Source organism: Flavobacterium sp. AC274 (assembly GCF_979258275.1).
Genome location: NZ_OZ409852.1, coordinates 3,637,881 through 3,651,518, shown reverse-complemented (window position 1 = coordinate 3,651,518; position 13,638 = coordinate 3,637,881). Strand labels below are relative to the sequence as shown.

Annotated in this window: 12 protein-coding genes; 6 read left to right on the top strand and 6 right to left on the bottom strand. The window is 34.1% G+C overall.

Features of this window, described 5'->3' with window-relative positions; all coding sequences use genetic code 11:
* Nucleotides 1–29: 29 nt before the first annotated feature.
* Nucleotides 30–830, top strand: coding sequence for an SDR family oxidoreductase (locus tag ACZZZT_RS16325; protein WP_073394072.1), 801 nt, complete (start codon nt 30–32; stop codon nt 828–830).
* A 136-nt stretch (nt 831–966) separates the two neighbouring features.
* Here the strand turns inward: ACZZZT_RS16325 and ACZZZT_RS16320 are convergent, their stop codons facing one another.
* The gene (locus ACZZZT_RS16320; protein WP_463461162.1) at nt 967–1,473 is read right to left on the bottom strand and encodes a hypothetical protein; all 507 of its coding nucleotides are present in this window, start codon (nt 1,471–1,473) and stop codon (nt 967–969) included.
* A 685-nt stretch (nt 1,474–2,158) separates the two neighbouring features.
* Between ACZZZT_RS16320 and ACZZZT_RS16315 the strand changes: the two genes are divergently transcribed.
* The 4 genes from ACZZZT_RS16315 (at nt 2,159) to ACZZZT_RS16300 (ending at nt 8,103) form a co-directional block, all read left to right on the top strand.
* On the top strand, nt 2,159–5,167 hold the full coding sequence (locus ACZZZT_RS16315; RefSeq protein ID WP_463461161.1) for a SusC/RagA family TonB-linked outer membrane protein: 3,009 nt from the start codon (nt 2,159–2,161) through the stop codon (nt 5,165–5,167).
* A gap of 12 nt (nt 5,168–5,179) precedes the next feature.
* On the top strand, nt 5,180–5,413 hold the full coding sequence (locus tag ACZZZT_RS16310; RefSeq protein ID WP_463461160.1) for a hypothetical protein: 234 nt from the start codon (nt 5,180–5,182) through the stop codon (nt 5,411–5,413).
* On the top strand, nt 5,386–6,672 hold the full coding sequence (locus ACZZZT_RS16305) for a RagB/SusD family nutrient uptake outer membrane protein (RefSeq protein WP_463461159.1): 1,287 nt from the start codon (nt 5,386–5,388) through the stop codon (nt 6,670–6,672). The genes ACZZZT_RS16310 and ACZZZT_RS16305 overlap by 28 nt, the downstream gene beginning before the upstream one ends.
* A gap of 132 nt (nt 6,673–6,804) precedes the next feature.
* The gene (locus ACZZZT_RS16300; protein WP_463461158.1) at nt 6,805–8,103 is read left to right on the top strand and encodes a glycosyl hydrolase family 8; all 1,299 of its coding nucleotides are present in this window, start codon (nt 6,805–6,807) and stop codon (nt 8,101–8,103) included.
* A gap of 127 nt (nt 8,104–8,230) precedes the next feature.
* On the opposite strand, the gene ACZZZT_RS16295 is transcribed toward ACZZZT_RS16300, so the two are convergent.
* From ACZZZT_RS16295 to ACZZZT_RS16280, 4 genes are all read right to left on the bottom strand, one after another.
* Nucleotides 8,231–8,566 (bottom strand): hypothetical protein, encoded by a 336-nt coding sequence (locus ACZZZT_RS16295; protein ID WP_463461157.1) that lies wholly within the window; start codon nt 8,564–8,566, stop codon nt 8,231–8,233.
* A 265-nt stretch (nt 8,567–8,831) separates the two neighbouring features.
* The gene (locus tag ACZZZT_RS16290) at nt 8,832–9,833 is read right to left on the bottom strand and encodes an aldo/keto reductase (RefSeq protein WP_463461156.1); all 1,002 of its coding nucleotides are present in this window, start codon (nt 9,831–9,833) and stop codon (nt 8,832–8,834) included.
* Nucleotides 9,834–9,915: 82 nt separating this feature from the next.
* Nucleotides 9,916–10,821, bottom strand: a complete 906-nt coding sequence (locus ACZZZT_RS16285) for a helix-turn-helix domain-containing protein (protein ID WP_463461155.1) — start codon at nt 10,819–10,821, stop codon at nt 9,916–9,918.
* A gap of 308 nt (nt 10,822–11,129) precedes the next feature.
* A complete protein-coding gene (locus ACZZZT_RS16280) occupies nt 11,130–11,780 on the bottom strand; it encodes a DUF1349 domain-containing protein (RefSeq protein WP_463461154.1) in 651 nt (216 codons plus the stop codon).
* 141 nt (nt 11,781–11,921) lie between these two features.
* On the opposite strand from ACZZZT_RS16280, the gene ACZZZT_RS16275 reads away from it, so the two are divergent.
* Nucleotides 11,922–12,689, top strand: coding sequence for a response regulator transcription factor (locus ACZZZT_RS16275; protein WP_463461153.1), 768 nt, complete (start codon nt 11,922–11,924; stop codon nt 12,687–12,689).
* 52 nt (nt 12,690–12,741) lie between these two features.
* Here ACZZZT_RS16275 and ACZZZT_RS16270 read toward each other — a convergent pair whose 3' ends face one another.
* Nucleotides 12,742–13,512 carry a DUF1349 domain-containing protein gene (locus ACZZZT_RS16270; protein ID WP_463461152.1) on the bottom strand — a complete coding sequence of 257 codons (771 nt, stop codon included), beginning with the start codon at nt 13,510–13,512 and terminating at the stop codon, nt 12,742–12,744.
* Nucleotides 13,513–13,638: the final 126 nt, after the last annotated feature.

Here is a 13,638-nt window from a genome sequence, read left to right as displayed (position 1 = left end):
TTACAAATTAAATTTTAAATCAAGTAATCATGAATAAAACGATTTTAGTAACAGGTGCTTCATCAGGGTTTGGCCTGTTAATAGCAAACAAGCTTCACAAAAGCGGATATAATGTAATCGGTACCAGCCGCAACCCCGAAAAGTACGCATCAGAGTTGCCTTTTAAAATGATAGCATTAGACCTTGATTCAGAACAATCAATAAATACTTTTTCAGAAAGAATTTTCAAGGAAATAGGACAGTTAGATATTCTTATCAATAATGCTGGCTTTTTAGTTTCCGGTATTGCAGAAGAAACTCCTATTGAGCTGGGAAGACAGCAATTGGAAACTAACTTTTGGGGAACCATCAAGGTAACGAATGCCGTATTGCCCTATTTTAGAAAACAAAAATTCGGCAAAATAATAACGGTGGGTTCAATTGTAGGGCTTGTTTCGTTTCCCAATGCGGCATATTATGCAGCTTCCAAACACGCATTGGAAGGATATTTCAAAGCATTACGTTATGAATTGAATGAGTTTAACATTAGTGTTGCTATGATTGAACCTGCTGCTTTTAAAACAAGTATTTTAGATAACTCATCGTCAACTTTAAATAAAATTGAAGATTACAATATACTGAGAGGTAAGATTGAAAAATTCACAAACACTTTGGTAGAACAAGCCGAAGATCCTGCAATGGTTGCAGAAAAAGTGCTTAAAGTTGTACAGACGGCTAAACCTAAATTTAGAAATATTGTGGGTAAAGGCACTTCTGTTCTGATAAACCTTCAACATTTTGCTTATGGAATTTTGGAAAAAAATGTTCTTAAACAATTACATAAATCCTAAAATAAAATTCATATTTTTAAATGATAGATTACGGCAAAAAAACGGGGCAAAAGAAGATTTTTATCTTTTGTCCCAGTGACCTCGACTGGATTGCAATTTATTACTAATGGTAAGCATTATGTAATATATAATCGTATTAATCACAAAATCCCTTAATAATTCTATTTAATTTTTCTTTGCTTTCGTAATCTCCATTGATACTATCCATTTCTCTTTGCGATTTGAACCATTCGAGGTTGTTAGTTTTAGTGGTATGGTTCCATATCATTTCATAATCATTCATGTATTTATATCTAATATAAATCACTCCGTTTTTTACAATATATTCTTGATGTTCTCTTTCTAAAACCCACTTTATGTTTTTATAAAAATTTGGCGGAATTTCGTTTGGTTTTGCGATTTTAAATAATTGATTATGAAATGTTTCTGAAAAATATATTGGTCTATGTAAAACCTCATTTACAAGTACAGGGCGAAGTTCTACATACCTGTTTTGCCAATAATAATAAACTGAGAATAAAATAATTAGAATTGCTAAACCTATGTATGTTTTTCCTTGTTTATTCCAAAAAGGATCTCCAAATAATTTTTTGTAATCTGAAGGATCTAAATTAGTTTTTGTTTTAAAAAAATCTTCATTCATAATTTTGCATTGCTAGGTAATTAGTTATCTCTCAAATTTGAGATATGTAAATAATTATCAAAGCCAGAATAAGGTTTAAAAACATTGCTAAAAGTTTAAATAAATATTTATGTTTAAATTTTGGTCCGGCGCAGATTATTAACTAATCGAATTAGACTTTTTTTGATATTAATTACAATATTCTTTTTTAAGAAACCGATTGTTTTTTTATCTGTATTTTGCTTTTTTGACTTATTTCCATATAGGATAAATTGCAAATGTTATCTTTTTAACTTGTTTTAGTAGTTTTTTACTTATATTTAAGATGTTTTTAATAGAATTTACTCTTTTTTTTAATATTTGTATTTTTTGTATTAAATAGGTCAGTTGGCTATTAAATTATTATTTTTTATTTTAAATTTATTTCAAGATTGAATTATTTGTATTTATTTTAGTTAATAAATATTTTTAATGTTTTTATTTCGACTATTTTTTGTTTATTGTTTAAATAAAATACAAAGCAACCGATTGTTTTATTAATTGTTTTTTTATATTTGTTAGTAATATAATTACCTCATACTGATTCACATTGAGTCAATCTTTTTTTAAATCAAAATAATAACTGAATAAATAATACCACTATGAACTAATCAATTAGAATACAAAAACCATTAACTATTTAAACCAAATAAAAAAAACTATTAATATGAATTTAAAACTCAAAATTGCACTAATCGGACTGCTGATCGTGGGCAGTCATAGTATAATGGCACAATCAAAGACCATTAACGGAGTGATTACTGACCCTTCGGGATTTCCTTTACCAGGTGCCAGTATTAATGTAGAAGGAACGCAGAATAGCGCATCAACAGATTTTGACGGTAAATACTCTTTAAAAGGGGTTAATCCAACCGATAAAATAACTTATTCCTATGTTGGCTTAATCTCACAGACAATCACAGTGGGTGAAAGAAGTTCAATTAATGTTACTCTTGTTCAATCGACACAAAATTTAAATGAAGTAGTTATAGCTTATGGTACTCAAAAAAGAACCAAGATTACAGGAGCAATTTCGACTGTAAGTTCAAAAGATATTGCTGCGGTACCTATTACTAACGCTGAATCTGCACTACAAGGACGTGCAGCAGGGGTTACAGTTGTAAATGGTGCACCTGGTTCGAATCCCACCGTTAGTATTCGTGGTCTTGCTACTATGGGAAACAGTGCTCCTTTATATGTAATTGACGGGGTTTTAACGGGTAACCTTTCTGGATTAAGTCCGAATGACATTGAGAGTATATCTGTTTTAAAGGATGCTTCTACCACAGCTTTATATGGTTCTAAAGCCTTTAACGGTGTTATTGTGGTTACTACTAAAAAAGGAAAAAAAGGTCCGGGACAGCTAACCTTTAGCACTTACGTTGGCGGACAGGAAGTGACAAAGAGGTATAATGTTTTAAATACCCAGCAATATCTTCAATACGCTAAAGATTTAGGAAGTGATTTAACAGCAAGAGCGGCCGAATTTGGAAATATAAATACAAACTGGCAGGACCAGATTTTTCAAACGGGAATTATGCAGGATTACAATTTGAGTTTTTCAAATGGTACTGAGAATTCTACAAGCCGTTATTCTGCTGAATATTTAAAACAGGAAGGGGCTATTATTAATACAGGTTTCGAACGTTATTCTTTTAGAGCAAATAATACGCAGGATATTGGTAAGCTAAGAATAGGAAGTAACATTGGCGTTTCTTTTAGTACTATTAACCCTGAGCGTTCTGCAGGAGGAAGAACATTATTAGAGCATGCAATTAAAATGGCACCTTATTTTCCAATTTACAATGAAAATAGTTTAGGCGGCTATCAAGGACCTAGCGCTATAGATGGTAATGACGCAGAAAATCCTGTTCGTGTGGCTAATTTAGGATATCAGAAAATAAATAACTTATCCATTATTGGAAATATTTTTGCTGAATTAGAAATTTACAAAGGATTGAAATTCAGATCACAAGTTTCCTTAGATTATTATACAGGTAAAGATCATACTTTCGTTCCGAGCTTTCAGGATGGTTCTTATCACAAACAGGCATTTTCTACAACAAACGAAACAAATTCTCAAGGCCAGACTATCGTTTTTGATAATAGTTTAACTTATAAAACAACTATCGCAAACAAACACAATCTTGAAGTGTTGGGAGTTATTACTAAAATTGATGGAAAATCACAAAGTGTAGCAGCCGGAAGCCGCTATTATATTTCAGACGAAATTGATCAGCTGCGCTATAATGAGGGAAGTTTAGGATCTGCCAATTACGAGGAAAAAAACATCGGTTATATTGCCCGTATCAATTATGACTATGATGAAAAATATATCCTGGCTGTTTCAGGACGTAGAGATGCATCTTCACGTTTTGGGGCTAATAATCGCTGGGGAAATTTCTATTCTGTTGCTGTAGGATGGAATATTGCTAAAGAAAGTTTTATGCAAAATTCTGTTTTTAGTACATTAAAACTTAGAGCCAGTACAGGAACGACAGGAAACGACAGGATAGACAATTATCAATATAGTGCTACTTTATTGGCAAATTATAATTATCCAATTGGAGGCGGGAATGCGCCGGGTGTTTCTTTGGGAGTTGCGGCTAATCCAAACTTAAAATGGGAGTCAAAACTAGACAGGAATATCGGTTTAGATTTTGGTTTTTTTGATGAAAAAATAACGGGTTCATTTGAATATTTCAATAATAAAAGCAGTGATATTCTTTTTGCAGTGCCTCTTGCGGCTTCTGTTGGATCTGCGGGCGGCGGAACTCAAATTCAAAATATTGCAGACGTAAAAGTAAGCGGTTATGAATTGTCAATTGGTTTTAATGACAGAAAAGGAGATTTTACATGGTCTGCTTTGGCTAATTTGGGAACAAGCAAAAATGAGGTAGTGAGTTTGGCACCAGGAGTTACAAGTGTATTAGGAGGTCCTTCTGCCAGAGCAGGTTTAGAAAATTTCTCCAGATTAGAAGTCGGACAGCCATTATTTTATTTTTACGGATATCAAACCAATGGAATTTATCAAAATCAAGCAGAAGTTGATGCTGTTTTTGGACCTGGGCAGACTACGATTAAACCGGGTGATATTAAAATAATTGACAGAGACGGTAATAAAATCATAAATGCAGATGATAAAACAAATATCGGAAATCCATATCCAGATTTCACTTACGGTTTAAACCTGAGCGCAGCCTATAAAAACTTTGATTTCAATTGTTTTATAACCGGGGTTGCAGGTAACGATATTTATAATGCAAACACTTTTGATCTAAAAGGAATGAACCGCTTGTTTAACTCCAGCACAGATGTTTTAGACAGGGCAAATGTTGTAAATGGCGTTGTTACAAATCCTTCGGCTACATTACCAAGAGCACAAGGAGCAGATATCAATTGGTCTTCAGCAAACCAGCGTTATATAGAAGATGGTTCTTACACCAGATTAAAAAACATCGCTATTGGATATACATTATCAGGAGATTCTTTTAAAAGCTATTTTTCAAAAGCAAGATTTTATGTAAGCGGACAAAACCTTATAACAATTACAAATTACTCAGGTTTAGATCCTGAAATTGCCCGTGCTGATGCAAATGCAAATTCAGCTGGTATTGATTTAGGAAGATACCCACAGCCGAAATCGGTGATTTTTGGAATTGATGTTACATTTTAATATTTAGAGACGATGAAAAAAATTAAATATATACTTATAGTGCTGTCCGGAGTTTTAAGCATAACTTCATGTGACACGAGCGAATTAGAATTAGCTAATCCTAATACCTTATCGCCTGAAACTTTCTTTAAAACCGAAACACAGGTGCAGTCTGCCGTAAATGCTTCGTATGCAAATCTTCAGACAAGAGGACTCTATGGCAGAAATCTTTTTTCGCCATGGATCTTATGGGACATGATGCTTTAGGAAACCCGCAGTTAGAGGGTAACAAGAAACCTTTTCAGGATTTTTCTTTTAACGGAGGAAATGATATTATTCAATATTACTGGGAATCTTGTTATACAGGAATCTCCAGAGCTAATTTTGTGCTGGATAACGAGCCGAAAATCAATGCTCTTCCGGATAATGTTTTATCTCAGGAAAAAAAGAATAAATATTTAGCAGAAGCTCATTTTTTAAGAGCGTACTATTATTTTCTGCTAGTAAGACGTTTTGGTGATTTACCAATTTATAAAACAGGCACTATAATCGGGAACGCCAGAAGCCCAAAAGCAGAGGTATATGCATTGATTGAAGAAGATCTTGTATTTGCAACGCAAAATCTTTTGCCAAAAGCTTCAGAATCGGCAGGAAGAGCTAACAGAGAAGCGGCTTATGCACATTTGGGCAAGGTATTGTTATATCAAAAGAAATACAATGAAGCTTTAACAGCTTTTAATAATGTTACAGGTTACAGCCTTGAAGATAAAGGTAATTTTTACAACAACTTTATGGAAGAAACAGAACATGGTAAAGAATCTATTTTTGAAATTGAGTTTGACGAGAAAAACGGAACTGGTGATCAATGGGGAGCTGTTGGTGATAGTGGAGGAACAGGTTTTGAGGAGTCAACACTTAGAGGTCAGGAATACGGAAATCTTAGCTGGTACAATGTTTATCCGTCAGATGATATTTTAGATTCGTATGAAGCAGGGGATAACCGTTTTGGAGATACTTTTTATGTGCCAGGATCATCTTATTTAAAAGGAACCAAGGTAATGGTAGCAAGTAATTTTACTACCTCTGCAGGTATCAGAAGAGCGGGCTGGAAAAAATATCAAAACTATTACACAAGAGAAGATGAAGCAACGAGATCAAGCATTAATTTTAAAGTAATGCGTTATGCAGATGTATTGCTGATGAAAGCCGAATGCGAAAACCAAAGAGATGGCGGTTCGCAGACAGCAGCTATAGCATACATTAAAGAAGTGCGAGACAGAGCAAACCTGACAACTACTATTGCACCAACCAAAGACGCAGTTTTTGCTGCAATTGTTCACGAACGTCAGGTAGAGTTTGCTGGAGAACAGTCTCGTTTTGATGATCTTATAAGATGGGGTATTGCAAGTACTGTATTACAAGGAACAGGTTTTACTACTGGTAAAAGTGAATTATGGCCAATACCAAACAGGGAAACATCTTCTAATCCTAAAATAAAACCAACAGATAATAATCCTGGTTATTAAGATAATTTAAATTTTGGTTAGTTTAAGTTAAGTTGGATAAACAGCGCATTTCACTGCGCTGTTTATTTGTTTACAGAAATGCAGCTGAAGAAAAACGAATTGCATTTTCAAATTATTTAATTAAGTCAAAAAATGAAAAATACAGATAAAAAAAATCGAAGCTTAAGTTTAGTTAAAATTTCAGCTTTGGTAATGATCTTTATATTGACTGCTCCCGGTTTAATTATAGGACAGAATAATAAGAAAACGGATAAATCAGAACTCAAAAGACCTCAATATCGCAATCTTTTTAAAGAAGCAGGGTACAGCCAGATCGAAATAGATAAGAAATTAGCCAAAGCCTATTACGATGTTTTTGAAGGACCGGATAAAGTTTATTTTGAAGAAGGGGATTCATTAGGATATGTCTCTGATGTTAAAAATAAAGATGCCCGTACCGAAGGAATGTCATACGGAATGATGGTTGCCGTTCAGCTCAATAAAAAAGATGTTTTTGATCGTCTCTGGAGATGGTCTGTTAAATACATGCAGCATCAGGAGGGACCAAGAGAAGGGTACTTTGCGTGGAGTGTAAATCCAGAGACCAAAAAACAAAACTCTCCCGGTTCTGCTTCAGATGGAGAATTGTATTATATAACCAGCCTGCTTTTTGCTTCTAATAAATGGGGTAATAATACAGGAATAAACTACTACAAAGAAGCAAGAAGAATCCTAGATGCCATGTGGAAAAAAGACGGAACCGGCAATGTGCATAATATTATAAATACAGAGCATAAGCAGATTTCATTTGTGCCGGAAGGAGGAGGTTACAATTGGACAGACCCTTCTTATCATGTTCCTGCATTTTACGAAATATGGGTATTGTATGCCAAAGACGGTCATGAGAAGTTTTATAAAGAATGCGCCGATGTTTCGCGTCATTTTTTACATAAAGCCTGCCATCCTGTAACGGGGCTAAATTCAGATTACACCGAGTTTAACGGTGAACCGCACCCAACACCCTGGATGCCTCCGGGATTCCGTTATGATTCCTGGCGTGTTCCTATGAATATAGCAATGGATTATACCTGGTACGGAAAAGATAAAGAATGGCAGGAAGATTATGCCAAACGATTTCAAAATTTCCTTAGATCCAAAGGATTAAATACATTTAAAGATCAGTTTAATCTGGATGGTTCTGTTCCAGAGTTTATTCTTCAGGCTGGTCCGGTCAAAAAACTAAGACATTCGATTGGATTAGTAGGAACTGCAGCAACAGCATCATTAGTAAATAAAGATAAAGCAAGTATAGATTTTGTTCATGCTGTTTGGAATGCCAAACTTGAACCTTATGAAGACGGTTACTTTGATCCTTATTATGATGGATTAATGTATCTCTTTAGTTTAATGCATCTTAGCGGAAACTATCAAATTATAGAACCAAAGGGTTAAGTGAATTTAATCAGCCATGCGTAAAATATATTTATAATCCACATTTTAAAACACAAAACCTTCTTTTTTGAAAATATTCATAAAAAGAAGGTTTTGTGTTTTTTTGCACTTTCTATAATAAATACAATTACTCATTATCCTTGTTTAAATCATTTTTCCTTTCATCATTGGTAATGGCGTCATTTTTATTTATGATGTGTTCCTGATCTGTTTTTTCTGATTTGATTTTAAATTCGTCCTGATATTGATATGGATCTTCATCTCTGGCATAATTATCATTATCAACAAGAGTATTTTGGTCTATATAATCAGGATCACTTTCTCCAAATTCTGTTGTATCTTCTTTTTGAACGACTTGGTGTAATTGATCTTCGTTTAGGATGTTATTACCATCAACCAAAGTATTTTGATCAATAAAATCGGGATCTGTTTGACCATATTCGGGGTTGTTTTGCTTTTCCATAACGTTTGTTTTTTATAATTTACATAATTACAAATTTACCATAGGTTCCATCCCAACTTCTTATAGAAAAATAAATTATAGTTGCATAATTATTAGCTATGTACATGTAAAAATTAATCTTTACCAACTCTGGTTTTGTTTAGCCATATTTCTATCATCATCTTAATAAAGAATGATTTTAGAATTGTTGACAAAAATAAAGTCTGCTCACACCACGGCGCGAGCAGACTTTATTTTTGTTGTTATTTTAAATAAAAAGAGCTACTTAGTGATTAACCATCTTCATTGCTTCTTCACTATATCGCTCTCCAATTATAGGATATTTATTAATTAACTCATTAATAACTGTGAGATCAGCGCTTGACAATTTAACTTCAATTGCACCAACATTCTCTTCCAGATAATTTCTTTTCTTGGTTCCCGGAATAGGAATTATATCTTCACCCTGCGCTAACACCCAAGCCAAAGCTAGTTGTGCGGGTGTACAATTTTTGGAAGCTGCAAAAGCTGCAAAATTTTCTATAAGCTTATTGTTGTTGTCAATATTTTCACTTTGATAGCGCGGAAGCGTTCTTCTGAAATCATCAATGGCAAGTGTATCCACATTAAGTTTATTGGTAACCAGACCACGCGCCAAAGGAGAATAAGGGACAAGAGAGATACCAAGCTCACGAGTAGTTTTTAATATTCCGTTTTCTACATCTCTTGTGAGAAGTGAGTACTCACTTTGAACAGCAGAGATTGGATGCACAGCATGCGCTTTTCTTAAAGAATTGGCAGAGACTTCACTAAGTCCGAGATAGCGCACTTTACCTTCTTTTACTAAATCTGCCATTGCCCCAACAGTTTCCTCAATCGGGACATTTGGGTCAACCCGATGCGCATAATAAAGATCAATTGTGTCAATTTTCAAACGCTTTAGGCTCTGTTCAACTGCAACTTTCATCCAGGCAGGAGAGCCGTCAAAGTAGGTTCCCGAAGCACTGCTTGGCCCCGCAATTCCATCTTTAAAACGAAATCCGAATTTTGTTGCGATAAATATCTTATCGCGGTTAGGGACAAGGACTTTTGAGATGAGTTCTTCATTGGCACCGTTGCCGTACATATCGGCCGTATCCCAAAAGTTAACCCCCAAATCAAGTGCTTTCTCCAGCGTTGCCAGACTTTCTTTATCGTCTGCCGGACCATAAGCAAAGCTCATGCCCATACAGCCTAAACCAAGTGCTGATAGTTCCTCACCGGTGGTTCCGAGTTTTCTGTATTCCATTTTTTATCTAATTTTGTTTCTACAAATGTAAACCTGAAAACACAGTCGGGACTTATAGCGATCAAACAGTTAATTATAATATTCAAACAGTTATTCTCAGCTGAGTTGGTGCCAAACCGGTGTGCTTTTTAAAAAAGAGTGTAAAATAAGAAGGATATTCAAAACCAAGGCTGTAGCCAATATCGGCAATATTCCAATCTGTGTACTGCAATAAGGTTTTAGCTTCTTTAATAATACGATCTGCAATATGAGTAGATGTAGTTTTTCCTGTAATTTCCTTTACCGAACGATTAAGATGATTGATGTGTATGGATAAAGAATTGGCATAATCTGCCGGATTTTTTAATTTTAATGTGAGTGAAGGAGAGTCAATAGGAAACTGTCTTTCGAGCAATTCAAGAAATAAAGCTGATACCCGGGAAGAGGCATTTGTATAAGTATGAAAATTTGTGGCAGCATTATTTTTCATGGCCTCATGAATTATCAGATGCAGATAGCTGCGCAGAATATCGTACTTATGCGGATAAGTAGAAAGCATTTCGGCTTGCATCTTCATATATATGGCTGAAAGCTCCTTTAATTGAGTATCATCGGGAAAAAATATCGGATTACATCCAATTTTGAATAAAGGAGAATCCAGTAAGCTATTCATGCGTTCGCTATGCTGTATAAAATCTTCGGTAAACAGGCAGTACCAACCAGACTGATCCTCAGATTCTGCTTCCCACGAATAAGGCACCACAGGATTAGAAAAGAGTAGGGCAGGTTTGTCAATCTGTATCCATTTGTCGGCATAATAAATCTTGCCCTTGCCGATGATTAGAGAAATCTTGTAAAAATCCCGTCGGCTGTAAGGACTTACTTCGGCACATGATTCTCTGGTAAAAACATTAATATGGCCGATCCCGGCATTATTAAGTGGCACATTTACAGGTGCATGGTTTGGCAGTCGTTTATAAAATTCGCTAACGGTTTCTGCTTGTTTCATTGCGTAAATTTATAAAAATAAAATAAACCTTAAAATAGGGAATTATAATTTAACAAAGCAGTTGCATGTGATTTTTTATCAAGATGCGTATTTATTTTCATCTTCTGTTGCTGGCAGGTTACTTCCGGCGCGGCAACCAGTTTTACATTAAAAAAATCAAAAAAACGTTTTACGTAAGCCTGTTCCAATAACGCATTGGTAACTTACGTAGGTTTATCGAACCTTACCATATAATTTGATTTTGTATAAAAAAACTGCTGAACTTATCGGGTTCAGCAGTTGCATGTTGTAATTGATTCTACAAAAAACTATTGATTGTTTTTCAACCACTCCAAACGTCTTTGATCCGGAAGGTGCGTAATTTTAAAATCTTCGAAAGTAGCCGTAAAGCCTTTTCCATCAGGACTTGCAGCCATCATACCCACTTGTACTGTTTTAAATTCCGGAAAATAAGCGGTATTAGTCATTGTATAATTAATCCCATCAATAGAATAAAAAATCTCCAGTGCATCTAATCGGCGTACGGCCTTCATCCATACATTTTTAGGTTTTTCTTTTAAGCCAAGAACACTCCATGAACTTTTATCGATAGTATGAACAGTACTAATATTATAAACTCCGTCTACATATTCGACACCAGTTTTCACGTAATTGTTTTCATCAATTCGAAGCATAAGGCAAACCTGATCGAATCTGGTCTTATAAACACCGCTCATTTTTACAACAACTTCAAACTCGCCACTTCTTTCTGTATAGAGAAAAGGTCCATCGTATACTGTAAATCCGTAGTGGCTTTTGTTCCAATAATCAGATTGTGGTGTAACCTGCATAGTAAGTTTATTGTCTTTTATTTCCCAGTCAGCTGGTTCATTGAGCCAGTTCATTGAAGTTAGTTTTTGAGCGTTTCCTTTTACAGCCATAATGCATATACATATTAAAACTAAGTGAATTCTCTTCATGATTTCTTAAATTTGGATTTTATTAATAATTTACAAAGAATGTAATTTGAGTTTTTTGCAGCAATAGTTAAATATAACCATTTTTAAAATCACTCTAATCTCCTTTCTTATAACTTAGTACAGTAATAACGAATTATAGTTATGAATCCTATCTCGAACTTAGAAGACAAATTTTCTTTTGAATCAATAGACAGCCCTGAAAAGCGTAAAGAAGCATTAAATGAGGCTATAGTAATGATGGAAGCCTACGTGAAATTAGATAATTCAGTAGCTGTACTCTCAGATTTAGCTAGTAATAAGAGCTATATATTTGCGGGTAATTTTGGTCGTTTTTTTGATATTCATACTTCCGGATTTACAACAATTGATTCTATTTGGGAAGAGGACATTTATAACCGCATTCATCCTGATGATCTTTTTCAAAGACATCTTTTGGAACTGGAGTTTTTTAATTTCTTAAAGACAATATCTTCTGAGGAAAGGTTAAATTATGCTACAAAATGCAGAATTAGAACCTTAAATACTAAAAAGGAATACCAGTATATTTTGCATCGCAGTTTTTATATGAAAAACAGTTCAGAAGGCGGATTGTGGCTTGCTGTGTGTCTATATAATTATTTATTAGAAAAAACAGCTGGTGTAAATGGTATAGAGGGAAAAATTATTAATACTAAAACAGGAGAAATCTTTTATGTAGATACCTATGAAAATTGTGTTGATCTTTTGACTTTGCGTGAAAAAGAAATTTTAGTTTTAATTAGTAAAGGTATAATTAGTAAAGAAATTGCTGCGAAACTCAATATCAGTATTAATACTGTAAACAGGCACAGACAAAATATTTTGGAAAAACTAAATGTAAATAATTCTATTGAAGCAGTTCGAACAGCAGGAGCTTTAAATTTGTTGTAAATTATTGGATAACTGCGAAGTCGGCAGACTTCGCAGTGCAAAGGTATTTAAATTAATTTCCCATTCTGAAATCAGTAACACTATTTTGAACTAAGCTTAAATCTTCAAAGTAGCTTAATGAACCTTTGTCAACTGGACATTGGTTACTAATTCCTACCCAAATTTCAGATGGATAGTTGTTTTTGTATAAGCGTACCATGTGCCAGTCTTTTTTATCATAAGAGTAGTAACTAGCAATTGTTTGTGTATCTGAAGAGATTTTCATGTAAATAGATGGAGTAGTTACGATATCATGATTATTATCGTCAGATGTACCTATGGTTCTAACACTTACTACACGATGTTTTCCACGTTCGTCTTGTTCAAAACATAGTTTTTGCCAAAAATTATCATTCACATAAATATACAATACGCCGGCATTGTACAAACCTTCTTTTGTAAATTCAGGAGTTACTTTTGAAATTAAAGTGAAAGGTTTTTTATTGTCAATTTTGGATAACAAAATAGGAGCGGTGTTGTTAGATAATTTTTCGTTTGGATCACAAAAATAATCCTTTTTGGCTCCCGCTTTAAATGTTACTTTTCCATTAGCATCTGCTGTAGCAAGTGTATCTGCACCATTAACCGATTTCGTAAAATGGATTCCCGAAATGGTAATATCGCATGTTGTTCCATTTACACGTGCCGAATCTTGGTTTGTGGTTTTAGTTTCGTTTACGGTTTCGGTTTCGGCTGTAGGTTGATTCGATTTATTCTTGTTTTCGCAATTGGCAAAAAGAGCAATAACTAACAACGCGAAAATACTAGTGATTTTTGTTTTCATAAAAGATATTGTTTTTATAATTAAGGGTAGATTATTTAATCCACTAAAAAATATTTAGCAATACAAATGTATAGGAACTCTAATCTTGTAACAATAGTCAAAATTAACCATTTATTACTACGATGA

Excerpts from the sequence above, each read along its gene's own strand:
- ACZZZT_RS16325 (WP_073394072.1), top strand. The coding sequence starts at position 30 with ATGAATAAAACGATTTTAGTAACAGGTGCTTCATCAGGGTTTGGCCTG.
- ACZZZT_RS16320 (WP_463461162.1), bottom strand. The coding sequence starts at position 1,473 with ATGAATGAAGATTTTTTTAAAACAAAAACTAATTTAGATCCTTCAGAT.
- ACZZZT_RS16315 (WP_463461161.1), top strand. The coding sequence starts at position 2,159 with ATGAATTTAAAACTCAAAATTGCACTAATCGGACTGCTGATCGTGGGC.
- ACZZZT_RS16310 (WP_463461160.1), top strand. The coding sequence starts at position 5,180 with ATGAAAAAAATTAAATATATACTTATAGTGCTGTCCGGAGTTTTAAGC.
- ACZZZT_RS16305 (WP_463461159.1), top strand. The coding sequence starts at position 5,386 with ATGGATCTTATGGGACATGATGCTTTAGGAAACCCGCAGTTAGAGGGT.
- ACZZZT_RS16300 (WP_463461158.1), top strand. The coding sequence starts at position 6,805 with ATGAAAAATACAGATAAAAAAAATCGAAGCTTAAGTTTAGTTAAAATT.
- ACZZZT_RS16295 (WP_463461157.1), bottom strand. The coding sequence starts at position 8,566 with ATGGAAAAGCAAAACAACCCCGAATATGGTCAAACAGATCCCGATTTT.
- ACZZZT_RS16290 (WP_463461156.1), bottom strand. The coding sequence starts at position 9,833 with ATGGAATACAGAAAACTCGGAACCACCGGTGAGGAACTATCAGCACTT.
- ACZZZT_RS16285 (WP_463461155.1), bottom strand. The coding sequence starts at position 10,821 with ATGAAACAAGCAGAAACCGTTAGCGAATTTTATAAACGACTGCCAAAC.
- ACZZZT_RS16280 (WP_463461154.1), bottom strand. The coding sequence starts at position 11,780 with ATGAAGAGAATTCACTTAGTTTTAATATGTATATGCATTATGGCTGTA.
- ACZZZT_RS16275 (WP_463461153.1), top strand. The coding sequence starts at position 11,922 with ATGAATCCTATCTCGAACTTAGAAGACAAATTTTCTTTTGAATCAATA.
- ACZZZT_RS16270 (WP_463461152.1), bottom strand. The coding sequence starts at position 13,512 with ATGAAAACAAAAATCACTAGTATTTTCGCGTTGTTAGTTATTGCTCTT.